The organism is Cellulophaga sp. RHA19 (genome assembly GCF_002813425.1).
Classification (GTDB): Bacteria; Bacteroidota; Bacteroidia; order Flavobacteriales; family Flavobacteriaceae; genus Cellulophaga.
Genome location: NZ_PHUL01000001.1, coordinates 3,540,007 through 3,566,918, shown reverse-complemented (window position 1 = coordinate 3,566,918; position 26,912 = coordinate 3,540,007). Strand labels below are relative to the sequence as shown.

The following is a 26,912-nucleotide window of genomic DNA, read 5'->3' as shown; positions in this document are numbered from 1 at the left end:
ACAACATTATGAAAAAGTATATAATTATAATCGTATTAATTGCGGCAGGAGTTTTTCAATCCTGTTCAGATTATCTAGAAGAAACCAATCCAAATTTTTTATCTTCAGATACATATTGGAGAACTCTAGAGGAGTCAGAGTCTAACCTTACATCTTTATACGGCGGTATGTTAGACCATAACATACTAGGTTTAGAAGAGGAATTTTATCGTACAGATTTGGCACATCCAGGACCTAGAAATAATCCAACTGGTGCTTATTTGCCTTGGTACCAACATCGTTTAACTTTTGATAATCCTATTGTTCAAAAAAGATGGGATTCTAAATACAGAGTAATTTGGAGGGCTAACCAAGTTATAGAGGGTTTAAACTCTATGACAGATGATCTTAAATCTAAAAAAAGATGGACAGAACAAATGGCACAAGCACGTTTTTTTAGAGGTTTAATGCATTTTTACCTGCACTCAACTTTTAATGAAGGAAAAATTATTATTAGAGAGTCTGCACCAAAATCAAATGCAGAGTACTCTAAAGCATTATCTACATCAGAAGAAGTAATAGCTTTTTTTACTGAAGATTTAGAGTATGCTTATAATAACTTACCATTGCAAATGGAACCTAAATCTAGAGTAGATGCTGGTGCAGCTGCAACTATATTGGGAACTAGTTGTTTGTATAGGGGAGAGTATGATAAAGCAAGTACTTATTTTAACGACATTATTAACAATGTAAGAGGTGATTATGGGTATGAGTTAGAGCAAGATATTTCTAAAATGTTTACCACTGCTGGTGAGTTTAACTCAGAATCTATTTTTGAAATTAACTATGCAAATGATCAACAATTAGAAGATGGCTTTTTTAATGAAGAATCTTTTAATAACAGATTGGCACGTAGAACAGCGCCAACAGCTAGGCACGCAGAAGAAAAATTAGCTATAGGCGGACAAGCACAGTTGTTGCCTTCTGCTTGGTTAACATATGCGTATTCTACAGAACCTATGGACACACAAGATCCTAGAAATTACATAGATGGCGATATTACTGGTACGCTTAAAACTATACCTTTAAGAGCGTCACAGACCATTGCTGTGGTTAATGATGAACTATCAGAATACTACGGTTATGTAGCACCACAAACTACAACTTTTGGTAACACAAGATTTTCTAATTATAAAAAATATACCAATCATATAGGGCATATAACCGAGTTTGAAACCTCTACTTCTCCTTGGAAATCTGGTAGAAACATAGTTGTTAACCGTTTGTCTGGAGTGTATTTAATGCAAGCAGAATGTATGCTAAATGCAGGTAACGTAAGCGGAGCATTAAATTTAGTTAATCAAATACGTCAACGTTGGGGATTACAATTGTTGGGTATGCCAGATGGCAGTGCGCACGATTTTGATGGTGTTACATATTCATCATCATCTTTAATGGAGCATTTAATGTATAAAGAATATCCTTTAGAGTTGTCTTTAGAAGGTTTTTCTACAAGGACTATAGATTTACGTCGTTGGGGAGTTACGTTAGAAAGATTTCAGGATTTAAGTACACAAGTATTTTCTGTAGCAGATTACACATATATTAGAACTAATGGTAAGGAAGCTGTTCGTAAACAAAGTTTATTGCAAACAGGTAATGGCCCTAAAAAATTCTCAGAGTATATAGATGCTGCATCGGCTTGGTCTGCTGGTCAAACAGGTTATTTTGATATTCCTCAAGGCGAAACACTTAACAATAATAAGCTTAACAACTAAAATATAAACCTATGAAAACAATACATAATAAAATAAAATGTGCTGTAGCATTAACGGTGTTATGCTTTACTGTTAGTTGTTCAGAAGAAGATGATTATGAACCACCATACGGAGACTTTTCTAGTATTACCATTTGGACCTCTTTTGATCTTGATGAAAACGAAGAAGAAAAAAGAGTTGTAGCAGTAAACAAGTATGTTGCTTTTAACGATTTGTCTAGAGGCTTATTAAGTCACCAGTGGCAAATTGAAGATGGTATGCGGTATATGAATGGTAATTTTACCGCAGCAGATACTCTAAACTATGCACGTTTTGTAAAATCTGGCGTAGGAAAAAATTCTTCAGATGAATTAATTTATGTGCTTTTTGATGAGGTAGGAGAAAAAAATGTAAGACTCATAAATACCTACAAGGACTCTGTAGCAGAATCTGTAAAAGTAGATGATGTCTGGAAAGTAGATAAAACAATAACAGTTAACGTATTAGAAGAATAAAGTTTAAAGGTTCCGTTTCAATTTAATATTGAAATGGAATCTTTTTTTTAGATAGAAATAAGCATTATTAAAATAAAAATGAATACCCTATGAAAAAAGCTCTTAACCTAATAGCTCTTTCTTTTGCATTGGTTGCATTTAGTTGTAAAGAAAAACCCAAAGAGGAGAAAAATGTTGTTGTAGAAGAAAACAAAGAAGTAAAGCCTAATGTTGTTGTTATTTATTTAGATGATTTAGGATATGGTGACATTAGCTCATACGGAGCAACAGAATTAAGCACGCCAAATATAGATGCTTTAGCCTCTGGAGGCATAAAGTTTACTAACGGTTACGCTTCTTCTGCAACTTGTACACCTAGTAGGTATGCTTTATTAACAGGTATGTATCCTTGGCGTAATAAAGATGCAAAAATATTACCTGGTACTGCACCATTGTTAATTAGCACAGAACAACAAACACTGCCTAAAATGCTTAAAAATCAAGGATACCAAACGGCAATAGTCGGTAAGTGGCATTTAGGTTTAGGTACAGGAAATGTAAATTGGAATGAGCGTGTTTCTCCAGGACCTAATGAAGTTGGTTTTGATGATGCTTACATTTTAGCAGCAACACAAGACCGTGTGCCAACGGTTTATATAAATAATGGTAATGTTGTTGGTTTAGATCCTAAAGACCCAATAGAGGTAAATTACAAAACTAATTTTGAGGGGGAACCAACTGCTATAGATAATCCAGAAATGGTAGATATGAAATGGCACCACGGCCACAATAATAGTATTGTAAATGGTATTGGTAGAATTGGATTTATGAAAGGTGGCGAGGCTGCAAAATGGAGTGATGTGGATATGGCAGATCACTTTTTAGCTAAAGCACAAGATTATGTAAAAACACATAAAAACTCTCCGTTCTTTTTATACTATGCAATGCAGCAACCACACGTACCACGTACACCACATCCTCGTTTTGCAGGTACATCTGGTTTAGGTCCAAGAGGAGATGTTATTTTAGAAGCAGATTGGTGTATTGGCGAGTTTGTAAAAACATTAAAAGAAGAAGGGCTTTTAGAAAATACTTTAATTGTTTTTTCTAGTGATAATGGTCCTGTTTTAAATGATGGGTATTATGATGATGCTGTAGAAAAAATAGGAAAACACGACCCAAAAGGAGGTTTAAGAGGAGGTAAGTATAGTTTATTTGAGGCAGGTACACGTGTTCCTTTTATTACTTATTGGAAAGACCATATAAAACCTGGAGTATCTGACGCTATTGTTTGTCAAATGGATTTATTAGCTTCTTTAGCAACATTAACTGGTACAAAAGAAGCAACAACAGATAGTAAAGACTTAATGCAAACGTTTTTAGGAGAAACAGATAAGGGGAGAAATAATTTAGTGATAGAGGCAACCTCTAGAACTGCATTACGCAGTGGAAATTGGTTAATGATACCTCCTTACAAAGGCAAAACTTACCAAGAAAAAGTTGATATAGAAACAGGTAGTAGTCCAGATTTTCAGTTGTACAATTTAAAAGAAGACAAGGCACAACAAAACAATTTAGCAAAAGCTAATCCAGAAAAGTTACAAGAAATGGTTACTGAGTTTGAAGCTATTCGTGGTAAAGAATACAAAAATATACAACAACTTAAACTTAGGTAAATAGTGTGTTTTTTTTAATAATTTAGAATGAAATTAATGAGATTTATAAAGAGTAGCCTGTATGTTGTTTCTGCCTCATTGCTTTTTTTAGCTTGTAAAGAAACAAAAAAGCAACCTGAAGCAACAGTTGTAAAAGAAGAAGCCGTACAACCAAAACCTAATATTATTTACATTTTGGCAGATGATTTAGGGTATGGTGATTTAAGTAGTTATGGTCAGGTAAATTTTAAAACACCTAACATAGATAAGTTAGCAGAAAGGGGTATAAAGTTTACACAACACTATACCGGTTCTGCGGTATGTGCACCGTCTAGATCTTCTTTAATGACAGGTCTGCACACTGGGCACACTCCTATTAGAGGTAATAGAGAATTAAAGGGGCAAGAAGGCCAGGAGCCCATACCAGCTTCTAGCGTTACCATAGCTGAGGTTTTAAAAGAAGCAGGCTATACTAATGGTGCTTTTGGTAAATGGGGGTTGGGTTATATAGGTTCTACAGGAGACCCTATAAAGCAAGGTTTTGATGACTTTTATGGGTACAATTGTCAGCGTATGGCACACCGTTACTATCCGCCTCATTTATGGAAAAATGAAGAAAAAGTACTTTTAGAGGGTAATGATTATACCAATATGGTAACCTATGCACCAGACCTTATACAAGAAGAAACTTTAAAGTTTTTAGAGGACAATAAAGACAAACCATTTTTTGCTTATGTACCTTTAGTTTTGCCACACGCAGAGTTAATGGCTCCTAAAGATTCTATTTTTAAAAAGTACGATGGTAAGTTTAAAGAAGTACCACATACCACTAAAGAAAGTTACACATCAGATTATGGTGCAGATATAAACCCAACAGAATATAGCTCACAAGACAAGCCATATGCAATGTATGCATCTATGGTAGATAGGTTAGATGTGTATGTAGGGCAAATTGTAGCTAAGGTAGAAGAACTAGGTATTGCAGACAATACAATTATTATGTTTGCTAGTGACAATGGTCCACACAAAGAAGGTGGTGCAAATCCGGCTTATTTTAATAGTGGAGGCGGATTAAAAGGTGAAAAAAGAGATTTGTATGAAGGTGGTATACGTACTCCTTTTATAGCAGTTTGGCCTAACAAAATTAAAGCAGGTACAACCACAAATATGGTTTCTGCTTTTTGGGATATTTTACCAACAGTAGCAGATATCACAGAAACTACAATTCCGGTAGAGGTAGATGGTATTTCTTTAGTACCAACATTACTAGACCAAGGCGAGCAAAAACAACATAAGTATTTGTATTGGGAATTTAATATTCAAAAAGGTAGAAAAGCAGTAAGAAAAGGCGATTGGAAAGGTGTTTGGTATAAAATGAATGCAGCAAAACAAGGTAAGTTTGAGCTGTATAATTTAGCTACAGACCCTAAAGAAGAACACAATGTTGCTTCTGCAAACTTAAATTTAGTTGCAGAGTTAAAACAAATAATGAAAGATTCTCATACCGAGTCGGAGTTGTTTCCGTTTAAGTAAACTTGAGATTTTACATATATAAAAGTCGTGCTTGTTAGCACGACTTTTTGCATTTATAACACTAAGTTTTTTTAGGACGATTCTCTAACAATAAGCTTAGCCTCTAATATCTTTTTATTTAATTGCTGTGTAGCTGTTTTTTTGTCTGCATATTCTAAAAAGGTTTGTGCAGCAATTTTACCAATTTCTGCACTATGCTGGTCTACAGTTGTAATAGTTGGTGTAACCATTGTGGTAAAGGGTTCGTTACCAAAACCAACAAGCGCAATAGTTTTGGGTACTGCAATATCTTCTTCTTTTAAAACTTGCAAAGCACCAAGAGCGGCATAATCACTAGCAGCATATACAGCATCTGGTGGGTTTTTAAGTGCTAGCAACTTTTTCATTTGTGCTCTGCCATCTTCAATTTTAAGGTTACTTTCACTCACATAATCATCAAACAAAGTAAGTTTGTGTTTTTGCAAAGCATCAACATAACCTCTAATTCTGTTGTTAAAAATACGTGTGTGTTTAAATCCGCCTATATGAGCAATATTTTTACGGCCTTGTTGTACCAAATGGTCAACAATCATATGGCTACTATCATAATCGTTTATACCAATATAATCTACATTTAAATCATTTTCACCTCTATCAAACAAAATAAGTGGTATGCCTTTGGTTTTTATTTTTTCAAAAAAATCTAAGTTTACCGTTTCATTTGCCATAGACGCAATAATGCCATCTACCTGTGTAAAAAGTAGCGTATCTATATTATTACATTCTTTAGTGTAAGACTCGTTAGACTGTGTTACAATTACATTATAGCCTTTACTATTTAAAACCTCTTCTATATTTTGTAAAACCGATGAAAAGTAAGAGCTATTTGTGCTTGGTACCATAACACCCACCAAATTACTTTTACCACTACGTAGGGCACTAGCAAGGTTATTTGGTTGGTAATCTAAATCTTTTGCTATTTTTTTTACAGCCTCTTTTGTCTTTTTACTAATACGAGAATCATTACGTAAAGCCTTACTAACAGCAGCGGTAGATATGTTTAGCTTACCAGCAATATCTTTAAGGGTGGTTTTTTTGTTTGACAATTTTTAATATATTTGCTTAATCGATTAACCAAAAGTATTGAAAATACAATTACAATCAAAGCTATAGTTGTTTACAACGCAGTTTTGATTTTATTTTACCCCAATGCTTAATCGATTAAGCAATTGCCAATTTTTTTAAAAAATATAAAAATGAGTAAAGTAGTCACCTTTGGAGAAATTATGTTGCGTTTGTCTACGCAAAGACATTTGCGCTTTTCGCAAGCAAATAATTTTACAGCTACGTATGGCGGTGGCGAGTTTAATGTTGCTGTATCTGTAGCTAACTATGGTTTAGAGGCTGAGTTTGTTACACGTTTACCAGAGAACGATTTAGGTAACACAGCACTAATGGAGATTAAAAAACGAAATGTACAAACCAATAACATAGTTTTTGGTGGTGAGCGTTTGGGTGTTTATTTTTTAGAAACAGGTGCGGGTACTAGAGGTAGTAAGGTAGTGTATGATAGGGCAGATAGTGCAATGGCAACTATTACCACTGGTACTATAAACTGGGAAGAGGTTTTTAAAGACGCTACCGTTTTTCATTGGAGTGGTGTAACACCAGCAGTATCGCAAACGGCAGCAGATGTGTGTTTAGAAGCGGTAAAAGCTGCTAGTAAAATGGGAGTTTTTATAACATCAGACCTTAATTACAGAGCAAAATTGTGGCAATATGGTAAAGAGCCAAAAGATATTATGCCAGAGCTGTTATCTTACAGTAATGTTATATTGGGAGATTTAGACACCGCATTTTTTATGTCGGGCTTAGCACAAGAAAATCCAGATTATAATAACAAAGAATCCTTACCTAGCTTGTATAATAAATTGTTTAAATTGTATCCTAATTTAGAAAAAGTAGCCACAACATTACGCTACTCTATAAGTGCATCTCACCAGCAAATTGGTGGTATTTTGTATGATAATGGAGCGCTTTATAGCGCTGCAATTAAAGATGTTACACCAGTTGTAGATAGGGTAGGTAGCGGAGATGCTTTTATGGGAGGTTTAATTTATGGCCTACTAAATAAGGAGTATAACGCACAACAAGCAGTAGATTTTGCAGTAGCAGCCTGTTGTTTAAAGCATACCATTGCCGGAGACATTAATTTGGTAACAGTAGATGAGGTAGAAAAACTAATGAGTGGCGATGCCTCTGGTAAAGTAGCACGCTAACACTTAAAATAATAAAAACACAGCATACAATTATGGCACAATATAGCAGAATAGAAGTTTTTAATATAATGAATGAAACCGGTTTGGTACCCCTATTTTACCATTCTGATGTAGATTTAGCAAAAAACATTTTAAAGGCCTGTTACAATGGAGGTGCGCGTTTAATGGAATTTACCGCACGTGGAGATTTTGCTTTTGAAGTATTTTCTGAGTTAAACAAATACGCCATAAAAGAATTACCAGGTATGGTACTAGGTGTAGGCTCTGTAACAGATGCAGCAGCAGCCTCTTTGTATATGCAAATGGGAGCCAATTTTATAGTAACACCATCTTTTAGAGAAGACATTGCCATAGCCTGTAACAGGCGTAAAGTAATGTGGTCTCCTGGATGTGGTTCTTTAAAAGAAATAAACACTGCAGAAGAATTAGGCTGTGAGGTAGTAAAACTATTTCCTGGTGCAACCTACGGAGCAGATTTTGTAAAAGCCATAAAAGGCCCACAACCGTGGACAAACGTTATGCCAACAGGTGGTGTAACCACAGAAGAAGATAATTTAGCAGCTTGGTTTAATGCAGGTGTTACTTGCGTTGGTATAGGCTCTAAATTAATAAGTAAAGACATTATAGCTAATAAAGATTATAAAGGTTTAGAAGCTACCGTAAAACAAACTATAGCAGTAATTAAAAAGCTGAAGAAAAAATAATTTATCCCATTTTAGGGTTATACTAAACACAAACCATAAAACCATACTTGTAGTAAAGTATGGTTTTTTTATGCCTAAAAGTTAAAGGTATTTTACATTTTAAGTTACAATAGCTACCATTTATAATTAATTCTGATACAATTACACATATCCGTAATTGTATAAAAAAAAATGTTTTTATATTGTAAGAAAATTAAGCGCTAAAAATAAAAAGGTGCGTTTATTACACCAATATGGGGGAATAAACGCAATTAATTGCGTTTATATATAGTTGTGCCCAATGCCGAAAAAAACCAAAATTGAGAAACAAACAAACCGAAAAAACAAAATAACTGAATGGCATTAAGCTGGAACGAGATAAAAGATAGAGCGTTAAAATTCTCAAATGAATGGGCAGAAGAAACGAAAGAAAGAGCTGAAAAAGACAGTTTTTGGAATGACTTTTTTAATGTTTTTGGAATATCACGCAGACGAGTTGCAACATTTGAAGAGCCTGTCAAAAAATTAAGTGGAAATCAAGGATTTATTGACCTTTTTTGGAAAGGTACTTTACTTGTTGAGCATAAATCAAAGGGGAAAAATTTAGACAAAGCTTTTGAGCAAGCAACTGATTATTTTCCGGGACTAAAAGAACACGAATTACCAAAATACATTTTAGTTTCAGATTTTGACAAAATCAAACTTTTTGACCTAGATGAAAGAACAGAACACGAATTTCACGTTTCTGAACTTTATAAAAATGTAAAACTATTTGGCTTCATTGCAGGTTATCAAAAGAGAACTTTTAAAGAAGAAGACCCAGTAAATATAAAAGCAGCTGAATTAATGGGAAAACTTCACGACCAACTCGAAGAGTTTGGCTATGAAGGTCATCATTTAGAAGTATATTTAGTTCGATTGCTTTTTATTCTGTTCGCAGATGATACAAGTATTTTTGAAAAAGATATTTTCAAGGAGTTTTTAGACCAAAAAACAAATGAAGACGGTAGTGATTTAGGAGCATTAATGGCTCAGTTTTTCCAAGTCTTAAATACACCAAAAGAAAAACGACTTAAAAATTTAGACGACCATTTAAATCAATTTCCTTATGTAAATGGTAAATTATTCGAAGAATTTTTACCTATTGCGTCTTTCAATTCTAAAATGCGTAGCATTTTATTAGAAGCATCAGCTTTGGATTGGGGAAAAATATCGCCCGCAATTTTCGGTTCACTTTTTCAAAGTGTAATGAATCCAGAAGAACGAAGAAATTTAGGAGCTCATTATACTTCAGAGAAAAATATTTTCAAACTTATAAAACCTCTTTTTCTTGACGAGTTAAGAGAAGAATTTGAAAAGGTAAAATCAAGTTCTAAAAAACTTAAAGAATTTCATCATAAATTATCGACTTTAAAATTTCTTGACCCAGCTTGTGGAAGTGGAAATTTCTTAATTATTACTTACAGAGAATTAAGACTTTTAGAAATTGAAATTTTACGTGAGCTATTTAAAAAAGGAGAACAAGTTTTAGATATTTCTTCTATTTTATGGCTGGATGTTGACCAATTTTATGGTATTGAATATGATGAATTTGCAGCAAAAATAGCCGAAGTTGCAATGTGGTTAATCGACCATCAAATGAATATGCGCGTTTCAGAAGAATTTGGACAATACTTTGCGCGTTTACCATTAAAAAAAGCGGCTAAAATTGTACACGCAAATTCTTTGCAAATAAAATGGGAAGATATAGTTACTAAAACTGAACTTTCTTATATCATTGGAAATCCACCATTTTACGGTAAACAGTATCAAACTAAAGAACAAAGAGATGACTTAAAAATAGTCTTTAGTACTGTAAAAGGTGCTGGTGTCTTGGATTACGTAGCTGCTTGGTATTACATAGCCTCACAATACGTTCAAAATACCAATATTAAAGTAGCATTTGTTTCAACGAATTCTGTTACACAAGGAGAGCAAGTAAGTATATTATGGAATGAGTTATTAAATAGATTCAATGTTAAAATCCATTTTGCGCATACAACTTTCAATTGGACAAACGAAGCTAAAGGAAAAGCAGCTGTACACTGTGTAATAGTTGGCTTTGCAAATTTTGACACCAAAACCAAATATCTTTTTACTTATCTAGATATTAAGGGTGAACCTGACGTTAGATTAGTAAAGAACATAAATCCATATTTAGTTGAAGCTAAGGACTTAGTTATATCGAAAAGAACTAAACCTTTAATAGACATACCAAAGATATTTAAAGGTAATCAACCAACTGAAGGAGGTTTTTTGTTATTAAATAAGGAAGAAAAAGAGGAATTAGAAAATAAATATTCAAATATTTCTAACCTAATTAAACCAGTTGTAAGTGGTCGAGAATTTTTAAACAATATTCCAAGGTGGTGCTTTTGGTTAGTGGATGTTTCGCCTAAAGAAATAAAAAAATATTCTGAGCTGTTAAATCGAATTGAGAATGTAAAAAAGATGAGACTTGAAAGTAGTTTTGCACCTACCAGAGAATTAGCCAATTACCCAACGCTATTTAGAGATTTAAAAAATCCTGATACTTTTATTGTAATTCCTGCAACAACTTCTGAAAGAAGGAAATATATTCCTTTTGGTTTTTTCGATAATACTCACATACCTTTAAATAGCGTATATATTGTGCCAAGTGGAACTATATATAATTTTGGAGTTCTTATGTCTCAAATGCATATGTCTTGGGTTAAATATACTTGTGGTCGTTTAAAAAGTGATTTTAGATATTCAAAAGATTTAGTTTATAATAATTATCCTTGGCCAAAAGAAGTAAGCGAAAAAAACAAAAAGAAAGTTGAGGAAAAAGCTCAAAAAGTTTTAGATGTAAGAACAGTATTTCCTGATAGTAGTTTAGCAGATTTGTACGACCCGTTAACAATGCCACCAAAGTTAATAAAAGCACATTCGGAATTAGACAAAGCAGTTGATTTATGCTATAGACCACAAGCTTTCACAAATGAAACTACTCGAATCGAATATTTATTTGACTTGTACAATCAATATACAGAACCATTATTGAATGAAAAGAAAACGAAGAAAAAGAAATAAACACTGGGCACAACAATGTATAAAAAACATAGGGCGTTTGTGCTAAATCTAAAGGTCTGTGCATATTTACAAAGTCCGCTAAATATAAAATTTGGCGTTTATAGTAAAAAAGATAAAAGCAAAATATTTATATTTAGCTAAGTAATAAATTGAAACGAAAGTACTTATCACCTGCCCTACGTTTCTTATACTAACCGTTATGGACAATTAAAAAAAAACTTAATAAAATAAAAAATATGAAAAAAATAATTTTTGCAGTATTCTTGATATTGACATCATTTCAAATACTTTCAGCTCAAAAAAAAAGTGACTTTGACCTAATTACATCTGGAAAATGGCATCTTGAATATGTTGAAATGGCTGGACAAAAAATGAAATTACCTGTAGAAATGCAGAAAAATAGCTGGGTAATTTTTCACTCTGATGGAAAACAAGAAGGAATGGAAGAAGGACGTAAATATATTGGGAAATGGGAATTTGACAAACTGAAAAAAATAATACGTACCGACGATTTAGATGGAAAAGTTGACCAGAAACTAATTTCAGTAACAGAAAATAAATTAGTTGTTTCTGTGAAAGAGCAAGGAGCCGATATGATAATGGGAATGACAAAATAACGCTACCCAACAATGGCTATAATTAATACGGGGTTTAATGTTTAATCAAAAGGAAAGTGTATTTTTACTAAGTCCGCCAAATCTTTTGATTTGGCTTTATAATGAAAAAAATAAAACAGAATATAAAAATTCGGCTCTGTGTCAATCCGAAAAGTTAGTGTCTTTTTATGCACTACGTTTCATACACAAGTCCGTTATGTTAAATTTTCCGGAACAAAAAAACAGCTATGAAAACTCCGATATTATTTGTAAAATTTGGACAAAAAGATCACATTGAAGCGCTTCAAAATAAAGGATTATTATATCTTAATACTGTAGACTTTTTTAAAAAATTGGAATCAGAACAAGGTACGAGAGGAGATTTATTAGAAGGTGCAACTGAAATAAGAAATGTTTTAGAAAAAGACAAATCGATTCTTACAATTAATCCAGGAGCAAAAAGTGAAATTAAAATTAATTTGACTAAAGCACAAATTCGTCAGTTCTACAATTATAAAGGAAACATTTTCAGCCTTTTTTCAATATTTAATAATAAAGAAGAAACACAGGTAATAGAATTTGATAAATCTATGAAAACCTTTGGAGAAACTGCTCTTATAATTACTAATGTGAATGAATTTCTTAAAAGATTAAAATTGGAATTAGAGAAACAAAAATTTAAATTTATTTGGGGAATTGTTGACTATTACAATGAAAACGAAAGGAATTTAAAAGAACTCGATATATTCAGTAAAGCATCAACTTTTCAAAATCAGAATGAATTTAGAGTTTATGTTGAAAATGTGAATAATAAACCTTTGAAAATTGAAATAGGCTCAATTAAGGAAATATCTTATATTATCGAATCAGAAAAATTAACAAAATTGAAAATTGAAAGAATAAAAAGGTAACTTATCACCATATATAGTTGATTGCTTACCACGCAACTACTCATAGCCAAGACCGTGTTACCACACATTTGAAATGAAAAAACACCAAGTCATATATTCTAAGATTAAAGAACTTTTGAAAAACCATTTTGGGAGTGACTTAAAAGAATATGAAGAGGGCGACCACATAACAATTGGTGATACGGGAGTATGGATTTCTTGTAACGAGAGAGAGCTGACGGTTGGATATGTATTAGTATGCCAACATTTTGACCCAGACTATGATGATATTCAAAATGCAATTGACAGGTTTTTCAATTTGCTGACTAAAAGAAGGCGAATTACTAAATATTATAAGGGCAGTTTTTCATATAAAAACAAGATTGAACTTATTCTAAACGATTCAGAATTTGAAAATTTAGGAACCGCAATGACTTGGTTGTTTCCCTATTGGAAAAGGACCAAGAAAGAAGTGCAATATGAAGAAAATTTAATTGATTCTTCAGCAATAGTTGTAGAAATAGAGGAAATAAAAAACTATGCGCAACACGGTATACAGTAAATAGTTTGTTCTTTAGTTTATGTAAGATGAGTGCAATTAACGAACAACGCCAAATCTTTTGATTTGACTTTTAAAATGAAAAAATTAAAACAAAATAAATCCCGAAGCGTCGGAATTGCTAAGTGCTTCATCTGAAATTAATTTTCTAATTTACACGATACGAGACATATACAAGAACGTTATGCAGAATAACCAAAATGAGCAAAAAAAAGAAAAAATAAGCAAATTAATCAGCTATTGGTTAAGACATAAACCTGAAGATGGAAATATTGAGCTTGACCGATATGGTTGGGCTAATATAAAAGATGTTATAAATGCTCTAAATTCAAATAATTTCAATTTTACTTCGAATCAATTAATAGAACTTAACAGTAGTTTTGACAAAGTTCGTTGGAAAATTGATTTGAGTACTCAAAAAATTAAAGCAACACACGGACATTCAATTTTTATTGAACAAGAGTTAAATTCTAAAATTCCAAATGAAATACTATTTCACGGAACTGCTTCAAAAAACTTAATCGGAATTATAAAAAATGGACTAATTTCTAGAAAAAGACAATATGTTCATCTATCCGAGAATATTGAAATGGCTCGTGAAGTAGGAAAAAGACACGGAAAACCAATTATTATAGAAATAGATACTATAGAACTAATTGAAAATGGTTGGGAGTTTTTTAAAACCGAAGAAAGTGTTTGGTTAACTTCAAACATTCCAATTGAATATTTATATTTTGAACCTTGGGTTTTTATAGAAAGACCAAATGTAGCTGAATCTATAATGAATGAATTAAAAAAAGAATTTCGATGGACTCAAAAAATTTATTGGAGATTAAAAAAATTGAAATTAATTGCATCTCATATGCCATCAGATGATTACCTATTTATAGACAGTGACAGTAAAATAGTATATGTAATACACCCTACTTGGAGTGGAAAGAAAGAAATAAGACATTATCCTACAGTAGAAAAATATCGAAACTTAGAAGAATGGATAGAAAAAAGATTAATACCAGACCAAAAAGATTGGTACTTACATAATACTATGCACTAAAATGGCTATAACAAATAGGGCAAAATGTACTATATTTAATGGCTTTGGTATATTAACAAAGTCCATTAAATTTTTATCTTGACGCATCGAGAGGCATTTTTGAGAAAAAAGGAACTTAGTTCAATTAATTGATGAAATTGAAATAACTATAAAGTAAGATTCTACTTTAAAAAATAATGCAAAATATTTATATTTAGCTAAATGTTAACCCTTAAAATATAAGTGTCGTTTATACATATATGTTTTATATAATAGTCATTATCTATAATTTTGAAAATACTTAGGTTAAAAAAAATAACACTTATAACCATAATACTGTTTGTTAGTATTAGTTTTATAAGAGAGCAAATTAGTTTAAAAAAACTGGAGAATTTTAAAATATTAACTAGTTCTTTAGAGCGTGTACGCTCAAAAAATTATGAAATTACACCAATAAAAGGTACTCTTCCAATTTTGTACGACAGTATAAAAAATCAATTTTATTTAAAAAATGAGAAAGGTTTAACTAAATTAGATAACCAAGGAAATGTAATGTTTTCTGATGATTTATCAAATGAAAAATCATACATAAGTACTTTAGATTATAACAATTTTATTCCCTTTGTATTTACATCTAAAGGAGTTTACGACTTTTCTGGTAAAGAGCTTATTTTTATGCCTTTTGAGGAAAAATTTAATATCAAAAGTGAATTAAGTAATAGCAACTTCAAATCTATTTTTGAAGAAAATTATAATAGTGCTGACTTAGTTATTTATGGTAATGAAATAGAAGATGAAACAGCCCAGTTTAGAATCTATTTTAGAGTTGATAAAAAATGGATTTTATTACTATCCCAAAAAGGAGATTACAATCAATTTAGATATCCTGAAACGTTTAAAAAAAATGCTAACACTACAGCACAAATTGATTACAGTAAATTTTCTTCAAAGTTTTCAAATAAAAAATTAATTGCTTTAAAAGATAATCAAAGAGGTTTATACTCAGCAAAAGAAAGAGATCGTAATTTAAATAACTATTCTACTGTAGTTTTAAAGGAATCAAAACTAGATTATAAAACAACAAATGAATTAAAAATGGTTGCTATTAAAAATAAAAGTTATTACGGTTTACCTGCTTGGATGAATCATACATTTTTTAAGCTAGCTTACTTTGAGTTAAATTATGAAAATGAACAGCTATTTTTTAAGGGGAATACATTTAAATATAATTTAGTATCAAATGAAATTACTAATAAAGACTTTTACTTGTTTGAATTGCCAAAGAATATGAGAGATAACACGAAAGTGGCTTTTTTAGATATCAAAAAATATACAGGGGTTGAAGTAGATCCAAGAACGAATTATTTAGAGCCTCAAATTGAAAACACTGGAATATTTATAATTAAACCAATAACCAAAAACTAAAGATAACTTTTAATGAAATTAATTGTTAGTGACTTATTGGTATTTTAGTTTTAAGAAGAGAACTAGGCATATACAAACCTTTTTAGTGTAAACAAATAAAGTATTTACAAGGAAAACAAATATGAAAAAAGTAAGAGTATTTATTTATTCAGTACTATTAATTTTAATAAGCAGTTGTACAACTAGCAAAGCAGTAAAATACTTTAAAGAAGGTAAAACAGAACAAGAAAACTTTAAAGTTACGTTACCTTTTAAAATTAAAAACGGTTTTATAATTGTTCCAGTAGAAATAAATAATAAAAATTATAATTTTCTTTTTGATACAGGAACGCCAACTCTTGTATCTAAAGAACTTGCTAAAAGTTTAAAATTAAAAGCTATTGATTCTATAAAAGCAGCTGATGTTTATAACAATAAACAACAAAATAAATATACAAGGCTAAAAAAAGTTAGAATTGGAACTATAGATTTTGTTGAAACTGTAGCAATAATTAATAATTTTAATTCAATACCAACGTGGTCTGCTCTTAATATTGACGGATTTATTGGAGCAAGCTTAATGCAACACGCCGTTTGGGATATTGATTTTGATAAGCAACAAATTACTATAACTGATGATGAATTAAAATTAAACTTACCTAAAAATGTAATTGAAAATAAGTTATTTGTTGGTTATGGAGGGTTACTTTCTATTGCTTGTAAGCTAAATGGAAATAAAGTTTGGAATTTTACTGTAGATCTTGGCTATAATGGAGGTGTAGTAATACCCTTTTCTGAATTTGAAAAGCAAAAGGAAAATAGGCGAATTTTAGATTTTAAAGAATCTAAAACAAATGGGGCCATTGGAATTTATGGAAAGCAAGATAATACAAGAATATCATACACAGGAGTTGTTAATGAATTAGAATTTGGAAATTCTATTTTAAAAAACCAAAAAGTATATTCAGAGCAATATTTGGGACGTAGGTTTGGTTCAGATTTTTTTAAAAATTATAGAGTTATTCTAAATTGGAATAGTAAAAAAATAAAATTAATTAAAAATGAATAAACACTAACTCTTAATAAAATTAGTGCGTAGCGGCATAAAAAAAATAATAGCTAGCTTTATATTATATGTTAACCTATAACCTGTTTGCAATAGTTTCTAATTGTCTTAATCCTATTTGCTTTTGTATCTGCTAATTTTTAACACGCAACAAACTATTTTAAAATCCGTTCTGTATAGTATAAAAAATAAATATGAAATATACAGATTTTAAGGAGCTTAAAGAAAAACCAGTAGGTCTTGCTTGTGATATTCTACAAGGTTATCCACTAGAGTTTGGAGATTTAACCTATAGATTAGACGATTATGATTTATACGATTGGTTAGAAGATAATGAAATGGAAGATTTTGACTCAGAATTATTAGAGCGTTATCCAAATTATGAGTCATTGGGAGCTTTAGATTTAGAGTATGCTTTAGAGATAGATCCAGATTTTCATTTTGATTCTTACGCAGAGTTTGTTTTGTTTGTTGATACAACAAAAAAAGACTTCCCTGTTGTTATTTTTGATGGTCAAGATATTTTTGCAACCCTTTATGACACTTTTGAACTGTTTTATGCGTCTTTATATAAAGTAACCTAATTAAAATACTATTTAGGAGACAATACAATTCGCCAAATTTATTTTAGTAGCTATGAGAGAATTTGAAATAGATTTTGCGTTTTTGTACACTATTATTTTATACAATAGTTTAAATACCTATTTGTACTACAAAAAATAGTTTTATATTGTGAAAAAATAAATAAAATATAAAGCTTTAGTTAGCTTAAAACCTACAAAAAAAAGAATGAAAAAATTAAACTTATTAATTGGAATACTAATATTTGGATTTACAGTGTTGTCTTGTTCATCTGATGATGACAATAAAACAGAAGAAACTAGTAAACAAGAGTTGTTAGTTGGAAAATGGAAAAAAGTTAGAATTGGTGTAGTTTGCTCTTCTGGATCAGAAACTTCTGAAGAATATTCTGCTTGTAAACAAAATGGGTCCATTACGTTTAATGCAGATGGTACGTATGTAGATATTCCTTATGTTCAATACAACAACGATTGTATTATTGATGGGCAAACTAATGGTACTTGGGAGTTTGTTGATAATGAACTTTATATTAAAGAAATTGAAGCTACAAGCCTAACTAAAGTCACTTTGTTTGAAGTATCTAAAAGCACCCTAAAATTAGGAGGAGATTCAGATCCTTGTGATGGTGAAGATTCACCTTCAATAGAATATTTAGGATATACTAGAATAGAATAGAAAGTATATGAATAAAATAAAACTGACACTAATTTTAGTGTTACTATTTTCTTTGGATTGTTTCAGTCAGCAAGTTGGATCTACAGGAATAAAAGAAACTGCTTTAAAAAACGGAATTGGAATTGGAAGTGCAATTGCAATTGTGGTTTCGTGGGATAGAAACAAATCTATTCTCTACGCAATTTTACACGGACTTCTTGGCTGGCTTTATGTTATTTATTTTGTTATTGTTAGAAATAGTGAAGAAAAAAATAAATAGACCAAGCCTTAATAAAATAATATACATAGGAATTATTATTTTATTGTCTGCTTGCTCATCACATAAAAAAATTAATAAAGAAGCATCAAAAATTAGATGTAATAAAACCATACATTTTATTTATGATGAAGCCAGTAACTTTGTTAAAATTGAATATCTTGGAAAGGAAACGATAGGAGATTCTCCTTATCCGAATTATAAAAATACTTTTAAAAATTCTATTATAGAATTAAATAAGATTACCAATACAGAAATAGAGTTTAAGCAGAAACTTGGATTGCCAACGAAATCAGTAATGCAAGTTATAATGAAAATAGAAAAAATAGCTTGGGTAATCTCAGGGTCTTCAGCCGTAATGACAGCAGATTTATCTTTTTATGTAGATGGTGAAAATATAAGTGTTATAGGTGAAAATAAAGTGTATTGGGCGGGAACAAAAAAGGAAATCTTTATAAATGTTTAAAAAATGGAGCTTTTAATTTTCTTAATGTAATTTGCTCTAAATAAGATTATCAACTATAGTTAGCATCATACTTGTAATTAAAATATAAACGACTTAGCAAGCTATAATCGAATGGTTGTTGTTATTGAAATTAGTATGCTTATAAAGGCATTGAACTCAAAGAATGTTAAAAATAATTTATAAAGCAATTTTTAGTCACCTAACAAATCTACAGCGAATATAAACTGTATACTTACAAATATAAACCTCCCATACTTTTATAAACTAAATGTACCTATTATTGTTTGGGATTGTATTAATCACAAGACAATAAGGTTATTAAAGAACCTTGTTTCTATATAATTATTTATAAGATAGGGTATGAGAGAATCTGATGTAGATATTTTAAAGAAATCACTTAACATTATAATAGGTTTTGAAGAGCGTGTAGATTTAGTTAATTCTGCTTCTGAATTTTTAGAAATACATAACAGAAATATACAAATGCTCAAAGACCTGGGTGTAGAGAGACAATCTGTTTTTATCAAAAAAAATATTAGTGATTATCCTAAGTTTAGAGTTTCAGAAATTGAGTTATTTATATTTAAAAAGAGAAAAGAAAAAAGTTTTATGTGGTTTGTTGGCGGCCGTAGAGTAGGCTTTGTCTATGATTTAATTAAAACAAGAGGCATCATTTTTTCTCAAATAAAAAAGAAAGTAGCTAAAATTAAAGACATCAACCAAAGGATGTATAAGGTTGTAGAAAATCCTATTTTTGAAGAGGTGTACGAGAAAACAGGGTATTAAATATATAAATTACTAGTCATATTATTGCTTAATTGTAGGTACTATTGATAAGGCATTAGATAAAAATTAAAATGAAAAAAATTATATTAATTCCTCTTGTGTTATTTTTTATAGGGTGTACAGCTCCTATTGATAAAAAATATGATAAGACTAGTGAAACTAAAGATTTACTAGCAATTAGAAAAGAGATAACAGTTTATGATTATAAGGTACTTAAATGGCAGCTTTCTTTTTTAAAGTTAAATAAAAAAGATTTGTCTGCTAAAAGATACCAAGAGATGCTGGCTAACGGTAAAGAAAGGTGGAATGATACTTTAGCGAAACGAAAAAGTAATCTTGAAAAGCAGAAACAAAAGGAAAAAGAGGCTCTTAAAAAACAAAAAATAAAGCTTTTTTGTAATATTAAATGGGGAATGTATTATTACAAACCAGATTATTTAGAGGTTAATCCAGATGCTGTAGAATCTAACCCAGAATTAGCATCTAAAGCCTTTAAGTTAGACCCAAACAATAGTTGGATTATTTTTTATGAAGACGGAACGTGCAAAGTTAAATTTAATGATCCAGATAAAACAGCTATTCAAAATTGGTCTTTTGTTGATGATGAAATTGTTTTTTCTTATGGATGGAAAGATGAAAAAGGTGTTATGTCAAGAAATAAAACTACGTTTAAAATTCTAGATTTAGATGATAAATTTTTTAATGTAAGTGAGGTTGAAGAATCAATTAATCTGGTTTTAAAGAGTGAATTAAGAATGAAAAAAATGGGTTAAAAATGTTAAAAAAATATAGCTTTTATTTTTTTTGTGGGGTTCTAGTTTTGTTACTTTCTTGTAATGAGGATTATACGGTAATTAGCACTGATCAGTTTAATAAATTTGTAGTTTTAGATACCTTGCGTAGTACAACAGAATCATCTGTTTACTTAGTGGGAACTTCTGCTACAGACAAATCTCCAAGGATTTTAGTAAAGAATAGTAAAATGTATCTTTTTGGCTATGATTCTTCTTTTGAGCAAGATTCTATTGTATACAATTACGACTTAGCTTTTGTTATAGACTCTAATGGTTCTTTCAGAAAAAACGGAATCTGGGTTTACTCAGATTTTTACACAGAAGGTACTTTTCCTTTTCAAACAAAAGGTATAAAATTTAATGTAGACTCTATTCCTCCTAATTGGAGGTCTAAAGTGCCAACCACAGAAGGCATTTATTTTTACGAGAATAATGTTTTAAATAGAATATCTAAAGAGCAATCTAACGAACAATTTAATAAGATTAAGAAAGATGGGTTTTACTTTTTTCCTAAATCAGGTAGGCTATACACTAAAATCAATAGTAATAAGCTAGAGTAGATTTCTCTTATAATAATATAAATTACTTATGTAACTGTAATAAAATCATTGAAAATGAAAAAACTAACTTCACTGCTTGTTTTGTTTGTTGTTGCTACAGGTTTCTGTCAAGCACCAAATTTTGATTTAAATCAATTTCCGCTTTCAACTTACTTAGAAGCAGAAAATAACTTTCCTGGAGGTAAAATATTAAATTCTGACTACTATACAGTTTCTGATGATTTAGGATTACTTTCATATATAAGAAAAGATAATGACATTGCAGATATAGACATAGTTACTAGGTATATTTATTATAAAAAAGATAGTCTTATTCTAGAATTAATTAATGAGTGGGATGTAGCCAATCACAACAAAAAAATCAATAATAAAAAAGACTTAGAGTTTAGAAAAAATATGCTCAGTTTTTATTTAAGAGGAGAAAAAGCAATGATAGCTTCTATGGGAAAAGGTACTGTAGAAGGAAATATTCCTTTAGAAATTAATGATAGCACTGCTTATTATAAAAGTACAGTTTGGAATTTAGAAAACACATTAGTAAAATTAAGCATTACAATGTCTAACAACTATAATAAACAAACAGAAGAGTTTCCTGCGCATAAGGTTGTTGTGAGTATGAGAGCAACAAATATAACCGATAGACCAACCTACGCAGAAAAAGAGTTGATAAAAAGAGAAAGAAAGGAAATTCCCCATACTGAGTACCCTATAATAGGTAATAAAGACCCCATTTACCCTGGTTGCGAAAATAGTGTAGACAAAAGAGTTTGTTTGCGTAATAGCGTTAGAAAAAGAATACTTAAAGAGTTAGAAGTAGAAAATGTAGTAATTGAAAATGCTATTTTAAAAGTAGGATTTAGGGTAGAAATAGATGGCAATATAACTCCTTTTGAAAGAGATATAAAATCAAAAAACAAGCAACTACAGACAATAGCATTGCAAACTATTATTGGTTTACCTAAAATGATACCTTCTTACTCTAAAAAAATGGACCAAAATGTTACTGCTGGTAATATTTTTTATCTGATAATCAAAGACGGTAAAATAGCTAATTTAGAGTAGTTGGTTAATCGTATATCTACAGCTTATTATCAACAATAACTGCAACTTACCTTAAGTCATTATAAATTAGTACAAATGAAAACAGAAGAAAACATATCGGAAGAACTAGTAGCGCAATTAAAGGAGTGGCACAACACAGGCAACCATCTAAAAGTAGTGTTAGAGCTAAGGTCTTTACCAGAAACCAGTAAATCTTATGTATTAACTAGCCTTTTAGCAAGGGCATTAAACAATCTTAATCTATATGAAGAAGCACTTGGTTTATTGCAAGGTGTTAGCGAACAAGGCAAAGAAGATAGAGACTGGTATTTTCGTGTAGGCTACTCGTTATTTTATTTAGATGGTAGAGAAGTAGAAGCCATACCTTATTTTGAAAAAGCTATTGAGCTAGGTGATGACTATCCTTCAACTTATGAATTGCTATTAGAAGCAAAATCTTTTTTAGAGGAAGAAGTGGAGAATGATAAAGTAACTGAAGAAGAATTTGTTTTTGAGCCTAAAGCTAAAGCACAATTATCTTTAAATATGAAACTTCAACCGCAACATCGTGGTCATATAGAAGATTCTTTAGATTATATGTTGCGTATAAAAAAGTGGGGATGTGTTAGTGGTGGAGGCACATTAATTAGTAAAAATGGAGAACCAGAATCTTGTGATATAGAGCTTGATTTAATATCCTATTCTGAAGAAATAAAGAATAATATAATTATGGTCGCAAATAATATAGAGGTAGCAAAGGGTTCTAAGCTAAAATTTTATGCTAAAGAAAAAAATGCTAATTCAAAATTTGATGTAGAATATCCAATTGGTAAATTGGTTGGCTTAGGATTATATATAGAAAAAAAGTTTTTACAAGAAAAAAATATAGAATTTGATGTGGTTACAGAATTGTATAACTCCCTTATAAAAATTCTTGGTAATAATGGTGCTTTAATACCAAGTTACAGTGAAAACGAAAATCAAATTGGTTTGTATTTTTATGGAGAAAGAGATTATAACTATTTAGCAAGTAAAATTTCTCCATTTCTTAAGGATAATATAGTGGGTAAAGAATGTGTTATAGAGCAAATAGCTTAAATCTATACTTTATTTTTAATAGTTTAGTGTTTTATAACAAGTAAAGTGATAAAAAGAAAAAAGCTTGCTAAATCTAAGATTTAGCAAGCTTTTAGTGACCTCGACAGGATTCAAACCTGTAACCTCTTGAGCCGTAATCAAGTGCGCTATTCAGTTGCGCCACGAGGCCGTTATGTTTAAATTCCTTTAAACGAGGGTGCAAATATATTTCTTTTTACTTTTACCACAAAATAACTAAAGAAAAATATATGAATTTTAAAGAATATATTAGAGACGTTCAAGATTTTCCTAAGCAAGGCATTGTTTTTAAGGATATTACACCTTTGTTAAATAATGCAGAAATTTTAGAAAAAACTGCAGATGCGCTCTTAAATTTAGTAAAAGAGCAAAAAATAGACAAAGTTGTGGGTATGGAAAGCCGTGGTTTCTTCTTTGCAACCCTTTTAGCAACCAAATTAAAAGCTGGTTTTGTACCTGTGCGTAAAAAAGGAAAATTACCTTTTAATGTGCTATCTAAGCCTTATTCTTTAGAATATGGTGAAGATGCATTAGAAATACATACAGATGCCATTAAAAAAGGGGATAAGGTGTTAATACATGATGATGTGCTTGCTACTGGTGGTACCGCTAAAGCTGTTTGTGAATTAATTGAAGAATTAGGAGGAGAGGTAGTACAGTGTAACTTTTTGATAGAACTAGACTTTTTAAACGGTAAAGATAAAATAGCCAACTATAGCGTTGCATCTTTACTACATTATTAGTCTATAGCATTTGTGGTTACATAATAACGCCAACCAATTACTGCTAACTGTAATTTACTAGCCTTAGATAAATCTAGCTGTTTTTTACTGTAAGATGGTAGTAGTATGCGATTAATTTTGGCAAGAAATTTAAAAAGAGCTTTTTTCATAAAAGTATATTTCTGCAAATATATGGTAATACTAAAAATAATAAAGGTTGCTTTTATAGCAACCTTTATTGGTATATAGGCCTATATGATTTTTCTTAGAATAGTATTACAATAATAGTTATGGTATAACTAAATAAAATTTCAGATAGAATAATCATAATGTGTGGTTTAAAAAGGTTAATAATTAGTTGTAAATAATCGATTATTCAATTAAGATATATATAAATTATACTCACTTGCAAATAAGTTAACTACTATTATTATAAGTGAATACACTATTTATAACTATATAATAATAATTGTTTTAATATTTAAACTTTAAGCTTGTATATTGTTTGTATATGTAATGTTAAATTGCATTTTTTGTTTTAAAATGTAGCTTTTGTAGGGGCGTTTTTGTGGTTGAATAATTCTACAAGGGGATTTTCATTCTAGATTAGCGCTTTTTTTGATGTTTCATTCTTTCAAGTAGTTGTTTTTGCTAGTGTTAGATACTTTTTTTATCAATTTTAAAATATAACTTTTTTAAAAAATATGTAGCGTTCTAATTGCTATATTTGCTCAAAAAAAAGTGATAGATGCTTAATATTGTATACATAATTATTGGTTTGGTTTTTTTAATAATGGGAGGTAACTGGTTGCTAAAATCATCAGTAGCACTTTCTTTAAGATTACAAATTCCAAAAATTGTTGTGGGGATGACGGTAGTCTCTTTTGCAACATCTGCACCAGAATTAATTGTAAGTATCAAAGCTGCATTAGATGGCTCGCCAGATTTATCTTTAGGTAATGTTGTAGGTTCTAATATTGCTAACTTAGGTTTGGTCTTAGGGTTTATAATTTTATTGGGTAGTATAAATGTTCGCAAAAGTTTTTATACTACAGATTGGCCTATTTTAATGTTTGCCTCTTTATTATTCTTTGGCTTTATCTATTTTGATGGTGTTATTGTTTTTTATGAGGGCTTAGTGATGGTTGCTCTTTTAATAATATATATAGTATATCTTATTAAGTTTCAGAAAACAGCAGTAGAAGATGAGGCTCAAGAGGATGATATGCCTTTACCTACCTTTAAAATGATACTGTTTTTAGTGTTAGGTGGTCTAGGACTTTGGGGAGGATCAGAGCTACTGGTAAGTGGTGCAACTGGTTTAGCTAGGTTTTATAATGTAAGTGAACGTGTAATAGGTGTAACAGTAGTATCTATAGGAACAAGTATACCAGAACTTGCGGCATCTATTATTGCAGTAATAAAAAAGGAGAAGGCTATTTCTTTAGGAAACTTAATTGGCTCTAATATTTTTAACATTTTTGCAGTACTTGGTATTACAGCAATGATAACACCTTTAAAAGTTGTAGACCAAACACTACTTAGTAATGATATTTTGTGGATGCTTGGTTTTGCATTAGTATTGTTACCATTGGTTTTTATACCTAAAGGATTACGTTTGGGGTGGAGAGACGGAATTGTGCTCTTGGCTGGTTATGCTACTTTTATATACTTTACTATATAATACTACAGCTATTACAAAGTAACATTGTTAACCTGTTAGATATAAAAAAACGCCTAAGAAAAATTCTTAGGCGTTTTTAAAAACAATTAATTTAATTATATACTTAAATCTTTGCAGATTTTACAGTTTTAATAATTCTTCCAGCAATTTTGTAAGGATCTCCGTTAGATGCAGGTCTTCTGTCTTCTAACCAGCCTTTCCAGCCTTTTTCTACTGTAATAATAGGAATTCTAATAGAAGCTCCTCTATCAGAAATACCATAACTAAAATCGTTAATAGAAGCAGTCTCATGCTCACCAGTTAAACGTTGATCGTTAAACTCACCGTAAACAGCAATGTGCTCTTTAACAACTGGTCTAAATGCTTCACATATTTTCTCATAAGTTTCTTGAGAACCACAAGTTCTTAAAGTTGTATTAGAAAAGTTTGCGTGCATACCAGAACCGTTCCAGTCCATATCCTTACCTAATGGTTTAGGGTGGTATTCTATATAGTAACCATATTGCTCAGTTAATCTATCTAATAAGTAACGAGATACCCATATTTCATCACCAGCTTTTTTAGCTCCTTTAGCAAATAATTGGTATTCCCATTGTCCACTTGCAACTTCTTGGTTAATACCTTCAAAGTTTAAACCAGCTTCAATACAAAGATCAGCGTGCTCTTCTACTAATTCTCTACCGTGAGTGTGCTTACCACCAACAGAGCAATAGTACATACCTTGTGGAGCAGGGTAACCACCAATAGGGAAACCTAAAGGTAATTGTGTTTGCGTATCCATAATAAAGTATTCTTGCTCAAAACCGAACCAAAAATCATTGTCGTTATCATCGATTGTAGCTCTTCCGTTAGATTCGTGAGGAGTACCATCTGCATTTAAAACTTCAGTCATTACTAAATAACCATCCTTACGTGCAGGGTCTGGATATATAGCAACAGGTTTTAATAAACAGTCAGAAGCTCCACCAGAAGCTTGTCTTGTTGATGAACCATCAAAAGACCAGATTTCGCAATCTTCTAGTTTTCCACTAAAGTCTTCTACTACTTTAGTTTTACTTCTCATGTTTTGAGTTGGCTTGTAACCATCAAGCCAGATATACTCTAATTTAGATTTGCTCATAATGTTGATTGTTGTAATTTCATTAAAGATGAGGCAAAAGTAATTTTTTTCATTGTATCTCCATAATTTTTATAGGGGTAATTGCTAAATTATTAGATGAAATTCTTGAT

27 protein-coding genes and 1 tRNA gene are annotated in these 26,912 nt (G+C 30.8%); 24 read left to right on the top strand and 4 right to left on the bottom strand.

Going from position 1 to position 26,912, the window contains the following annotated elements; all coding sequences use genetic code 11:
• The first annotated feature begins 8 nt into the window (after nucleotides 1-8).
• The 4 genes from AX016_RS15530 (at nucleotide 9) to AX016_RS15515 (ending at nucleotide 5,418) form a co-directional block, all read left to right on the top strand.
• Nucleotides 9-1,757: a RagB/SusD family nutrient uptake outer membrane protein gene (locus AX016_RS15530; RefSeq protein WP_100896481.1), complete on the top strand. Its 1,749-nt coding sequence runs from the start codon at nucleotides 9-11 to the stop codon at nucleotides 1,755-1,757.
• An 11-nt stretch (nucleotides 1,758-1,768) separates the two neighbouring features.
• A complete protein-coding gene (locus tag AX016_RS15525) occupies nucleotides 1,769-2,251 on the top strand; it encodes a hypothetical protein (protein ID WP_100896480.1) in 483 nt (160 codons plus the stop codon).
• An 89-nt stretch (nucleotides 2,252-2,340) separates the two neighbouring features.
• Nucleotides 2,341-3,906 (top strand): sulfatase family protein, encoded by a 1,566-nt coding sequence (locus AX016_RS15520; RefSeq protein ID WP_100896479.1) that lies wholly within the window; start codon nucleotides 2,341-2,343, stop codon nucleotides 3,904-3,906.
• A 36-nt stretch (nucleotides 3,907-3,942) separates the two neighbouring features.
• Entirely contained in the window at nucleotides 3,943-5,418 is a 1,476-nt protein-coding gene (locus tag AX016_RS15515) for an arylsulfatase (protein WP_100896478.1), read from the top strand.
• A 71-nt stretch (nucleotides 5,419-5,489) separates the two neighbouring features.
• Here the strand turns inward: AX016_RS15515 and AX016_RS15510 are convergent, their stop codons facing one another.
• The gene (locus tag AX016_RS15510) at nucleotides 5,490-6,503 is read right to left on the bottom strand and encodes a LacI family DNA-binding transcriptional regulator (RefSeq protein ID WP_100896477.1); all 1,014 of its coding nucleotides are present in this window, start codon (nucleotides 6,501-6,503) and stop codon (nucleotides 5,490-5,492) included.
• Between the two features lie 150 nt (nucleotides 6,504-6,653).
• Here AX016_RS15510 and AX016_RS15505 point away from each other — a divergent pair, with 150 nt between their 5' ends.
• The 18 genes from AX016_RS15505 to AX016_RS15420 all read left to right on the top strand — a co-directional run bounded on the left by AX016_RS15505 (nucleotide 6,654) and on the right by AX016_RS15420 (nucleotide 23,258).
• A complete protein-coding gene (locus AX016_RS15505) occupies nucleotides 6,654-7,676 on the top strand; it encodes a sugar kinase (RefSeq protein WP_100896884.1) in 1,023 nt (340 codons plus the stop codon).
• Between the two features lie 32 nt (nucleotides 7,677-7,708).
• A complete protein-coding gene (locus tag AX016_RS15500) occupies nucleotides 7,709-8,380 on the top strand; it encodes a bifunctional 4-hydroxy-2-oxoglutarate aldolase/2-dehydro-3-deoxy-phosphogluconate aldolase (protein WP_100896476.1) in 672 nt (223 codons plus the stop codon).
• A 336-nt stretch (nucleotides 8,381-8,716) separates the two neighbouring features.
• The gene (locus AX016_RS15495; protein ID WP_100896475.1) at nucleotides 8,717-11,452 is read left to right on the top strand and encodes a class I SAM-dependent DNA methyltransferase; all 2,736 of its coding nucleotides are present in this window, start codon (nucleotides 8,717-8,719) and stop codon (nucleotides 11,450-11,452) included.
• Nucleotides 11,453-11,688: 236 nt separating this feature from the next.
• The gene (locus AX016_RS15490; protein WP_100896474.1) at nucleotides 11,689-12,069 is read left to right on the top strand and encodes a hypothetical protein; all 381 of its coding nucleotides are present in this window, start codon (nucleotides 11,689-11,691) and stop codon (nucleotides 12,067-12,069) included.
• Nucleotides 12,070-12,296: 227 nt separating this feature from the next.
• The gene (locus AX016_RS15485; protein ID WP_100896473.1) at nucleotides 12,297-12,959 is read left to right on the top strand and encodes a hypothetical protein; all 663 of its coding nucleotides are present in this window, start codon (nucleotides 12,297-12,299) and stop codon (nucleotides 12,957-12,959) included.
• Between the two features lie 73 nt (nucleotides 12,960-13,032).
• Nucleotides 13,033-13,500 carry a hypothetical protein gene (locus AX016_RS15480; RefSeq protein WP_100896472.1) on the top strand — a complete coding sequence of 156 codons (468 nt, stop codon included), beginning with the start codon at nucleotides 13,033-13,035 and terminating at the stop codon, nucleotides 13,498-13,500.
• A 181-nt stretch (nucleotides 13,501-13,681) separates the two neighbouring features.
• On the top strand, nucleotides 13,682-14,551 hold the full coding sequence (locus AX016_RS15475) for an RNA 2'-phosphotransferase (RefSeq protein WP_100896471.1): 870 nt from the start codon (nucleotides 13,682-13,684) through the stop codon (nucleotides 14,549-14,551).
• A gap of 270 nt (nucleotides 14,552-14,821) precedes the next feature.
• Complete coding sequence (locus AX016_RS15470; protein ID WP_100896470.1) at nucleotides 14,822-15,955, top strand: hypothetical protein; 1,134 nt, start codon at nucleotides 14,822-14,824, stop codon at nucleotides 15,953-15,955.
• Between the two features lie 121 nt (nucleotides 15,956-16,076).
• The gene (locus tag AX016_RS15465) at nucleotides 16,077-17,003 is read left to right on the top strand and encodes a retropepsin-like aspartic protease (RefSeq protein WP_100896469.1); all 927 of its coding nucleotides are present in this window, start codon (nucleotides 16,077-16,079) and stop codon (nucleotides 17,001-17,003) included.
• A 191-nt stretch (nucleotides 17,004-17,194) separates the two neighbouring features.
• Entirely contained in the window at nucleotides 17,195-17,584 is a 390-nt protein-coding gene (locus AX016_RS15460; protein WP_100896468.1) for a hypothetical protein, read from the top strand.
• Nucleotides 17,585-17,789: 205 nt separating this feature from the next.
• The gene (locus AX016_RS15455) at nucleotides 17,790-18,257 is read left to right on the top strand and encodes a lipocalin family protein (protein ID WP_100896467.1); all 468 of its coding nucleotides are present in this window, start codon (nucleotides 17,790-17,792) and stop codon (nucleotides 18,255-18,257) included.
• A 7-nt stretch (nucleotides 18,258-18,264) separates the two neighbouring features.
• Nucleotides 18,265-18,516, top strand: a complete 252-nt coding sequence (locus tag AX016_RS15450; RefSeq protein ID WP_100896466.1) for a hypothetical protein — start codon at nucleotides 18,265-18,267, stop codon at nucleotides 18,514-18,516.
• The gene (locus AX016_RS15445; protein ID WP_157811142.1) at nucleotides 18,497-18,979 is read left to right on the top strand and encodes a hypothetical protein; all 483 of its coding nucleotides are present in this window, start codon (nucleotides 18,497-18,499) and stop codon (nucleotides 18,977-18,979) included. Before AX016_RS15450 ends, AX016_RS15445 begins: the two co-directional genes overlap by 20 nt.
• Nucleotides 18,980-19,339: 360 nt before the next feature.
• Nucleotides 19,340-19,765, top strand: a complete 426-nt coding sequence (locus tag AX016_RS15440; protein WP_100896464.1) for a hypothetical protein — start codon at nucleotides 19,340-19,342, stop codon at nucleotides 19,763-19,765.
• A 71-nt stretch (nucleotides 19,766-19,836) separates the two neighbouring features.
• Nucleotides 19,837-20,538, top strand: coding sequence for a hypothetical protein (locus AX016_RS15435; protein ID WP_100896463.1), 702 nt, complete (start codon nucleotides 19,837-19,839; stop codon nucleotides 20,536-20,538).
• 2 nt (nucleotides 20,539-20,540) lie between these two features.
• A complete protein-coding gene (locus tag AX016_RS15430; protein WP_100896462.1) occupies nucleotides 20,541-21,119 on the top strand; it encodes a hypothetical protein in 579 nt (192 codons plus the stop codon).
• Nucleotides 21,120-21,173: 54 nt separating this feature from the next.
• Nucleotides 21,174-22,181 carry a hypothetical protein gene (locus tag AX016_RS15425; protein ID WP_100896461.1) on the top strand — a complete coding sequence of 336 codons (1,008 nt, stop codon included), beginning with the start codon at nucleotides 21,174-21,176 and terminating at the stop codon, nucleotides 22,179-22,181.
• A gap of 75 nt (nucleotides 22,182-22,256) precedes the next feature.
• Nucleotides 22,257-23,258, top strand: coding sequence for a tetratricopeptide repeat protein (locus tag AX016_RS15420; RefSeq protein WP_100896460.1), 1,002 nt, complete (start codon nucleotides 22,257-22,259; stop codon nucleotides 23,256-23,258).
• 95 nt (nucleotides 23,259-23,353) lie between these two features.
• Here the strand turns inward: AX016_RS15420 and AX016_RS15415 are convergent.
• A tRNA-Arg gene (locus AX016_RS15415) sits at nucleotides 23,354-23,427 on the bottom strand.
• A gap of 79 nt (nucleotides 23,428-23,506) precedes the next feature.
• Here AX016_RS15415 and AX016_RS15410 point away from each other — a divergent pair.
• Complete coding sequence (locus AX016_RS15410) at nucleotides 23,507-24,019, top strand: adenine phosphoribosyltransferase (protein WP_100896459.1); 513 nt, start codon at nucleotides 23,507-23,509, stop codon at nucleotides 24,017-24,019.
• On the opposite strand, the gene AX016_RS15405 is transcribed toward AX016_RS15410, so the two are convergent.
• Nucleotides 24,016-24,168 (bottom strand): SsrA-binding protein, encoded by a 153-nt coding sequence (locus AX016_RS15405; RefSeq protein ID WP_100896458.1) that lies wholly within the window; start codon nucleotides 24,166-24,168, stop codon nucleotides 24,016-24,018. The two genes, AX016_RS15410 and AX016_RS15405, sit on opposite strands and share 4 nt — an antisense overlap.
• Before the next feature lie 578 nt (nucleotides 24,169-24,746).
• Between AX016_RS15405 and AX016_RS15400 the strand changes: the two genes are divergently transcribed.
• Nucleotides 24,747-25,682, top strand: a complete 936-nt coding sequence (locus AX016_RS15400; RefSeq protein ID WP_100896457.1) for a calcium/sodium antiporter — start codon at nucleotides 24,747-24,749, stop codon at nucleotides 25,680-25,682.
• Nucleotides 25,683-25,785: 103 nt separating this feature from the next.
• On the opposite strand, the gene AX016_RS15395 is transcribed toward AX016_RS15400, so the two are convergent.
• Complete coding sequence (locus AX016_RS15395; protein WP_100896456.1) at nucleotides 25,786-26,802, bottom strand: glutamine synthetase beta-grasp domain-containing protein; 1,017 nt, start codon at nucleotides 26,800-26,802, stop codon at nucleotides 25,786-25,788.
• Nucleotides 26,803-26,912 lie beyond the last annotated feature (110 nt).

Excerpts from the sequence above, each read along its gene's own strand:
- AX016_RS15530 (WP_100896481.1), top strand. The coding sequence starts at position 9 with ATGAAAAAGTATATAATTATAATCGTATTAATTGCGGCAGGAGTTTTT.
- AX016_RS15525 (WP_100896480.1), top strand. The coding sequence starts at position 1,769 with ATGAAAACAATACATAATAAAATAAAATGTGCTGTAGCATTAACGGTG.
- AX016_RS15520 (WP_100896479.1), top strand. The coding sequence starts at position 2,341 with ATGAAAAAAGCTCTTAACCTAATAGCTCTTTCTTTTGCATTGGTTGCA.
- AX016_RS15515 (WP_100896478.1), top strand. The coding sequence starts at position 3,943 with ATGAGATTTATAAAGAGTAGCCTGTATGTTGTTTCTGCCTCATTGCTT.
- AX016_RS15505 (WP_100896884.1), top strand. The coding sequence starts at position 6,654 with ATGAGTAAAGTAGTCACCTTTGGAGAAATTATGTTGCGTTTGTCTACG.
- AX016_RS15500 (WP_100896476.1), top strand. The coding sequence starts at position 7,709 with ATGGCACAATATAGCAGAATAGAAGTTTTTAATATAATGAATGAAACC.
- AX016_RS15495 (WP_100896475.1), top strand. The coding sequence starts at position 8,717 with ATGGCATTAAGCTGGAACGAGATAAAAGATAGAGCGTTAAAATTCTCA.
- AX016_RS15490 (WP_100896474.1), top strand. The coding sequence starts at position 11,689 with ATGAAAAAAATAATTTTTGCAGTATTCTTGATATTGACATCATTTCAA.
- AX016_RS15485 (WP_100896473.1), top strand. The coding sequence starts at position 12,297 with ATGAAAACTCCGATATTATTTGTAAAATTTGGACAAAAAGATCACATT.
- AX016_RS15480 (WP_100896472.1), top strand. The coding sequence starts at position 13,033 with ATGAAAAAACACCAAGTCATATATTCTAAGATTAAAGAACTTTTGAAA.
- AX016_RS15475 (WP_100896471.1), top strand. The coding sequence starts at position 13,682 with ATGCAGAATAACCAAAATGAGCAAAAAAAAGAAAAAATAAGCAAATTA.
- AX016_RS15465 (WP_100896469.1), top strand. The coding sequence starts at position 16,077 with ATGAAAAAAGTAAGAGTATTTATTTATTCAGTACTATTAATTTTAATA.
- AX016_RS15460 (WP_100896468.1), top strand. The coding sequence starts at position 17,195 with ATGAAATATACAGATTTTAAGGAGCTTAAAGAAAAACCAGTAGGTCTT.
- AX016_RS15455 (WP_100896467.1), top strand. The coding sequence starts at position 17,790 with ATGAAAAAATTAAACTTATTAATTGGAATACTAATATTTGGATTTACA.
- AX016_RS15450 (WP_100896466.1), top strand. The coding sequence starts at position 18,265 with ATGAATAAAATAAAACTGACACTAATTTTAGTGTTACTATTTTCTTTG.
- AX016_RS15440 (WP_100896464.1), top strand. The coding sequence starts at position 19,340 with ATGAGAGAATCTGATGTAGATATTTTAAAGAAATCACTTAACATTATA.
- AX016_RS15435 (WP_100896463.1), top strand. The coding sequence starts at position 19,837 with ATGAAAAAAATTATATTAATTCCTCTTGTGTTATTTTTTATAGGGTGT.
- AX016_RS15430 (WP_100896462.1), top strand. The coding sequence starts at position 20,541 with ATGTTAAAAAAATATAGCTTTTATTTTTTTTGTGGGGTTCTAGTTTTG.
- AX016_RS15425 (WP_100896461.1), top strand. The coding sequence starts at position 21,174 with ATGAAAAAACTAACTTCACTGCTTGTTTTGTTTGTTGTTGCTACAGGT.
- AX016_RS15420 (WP_100896460.1), top strand. The coding sequence starts at position 22,257 with ATGAAAACAGAAGAAAACATATCGGAAGAACTAGTAGCGCAATTAAAG.
- AX016_RS15410 (WP_100896459.1), top strand. The coding sequence starts at position 23,507 with ATGAATTTTAAAGAATATATTAGAGACGTTCAAGATTTTCCTAAGCAA.
- AX016_RS15405 (WP_100896458.1), bottom strand. The coding sequence starts at position 24,168 with ATGAAAAAAGCTCTTTTTAAATTTCTTGCCAAAATTAATCGCATACTA.
- AX016_RS15400 (WP_100896457.1), top strand. The coding sequence starts at position 24,747 with ATGCTTAATATTGTATACATAATTATTGGTTTGGTTTTTTTAATAATG.
- AX016_RS15395 (WP_100896456.1), bottom strand. The coding sequence starts at position 26,802 with ATGAGCAAATCTAAATTAGAGTATATCTGGCTTGATGGTTACAAGCCA.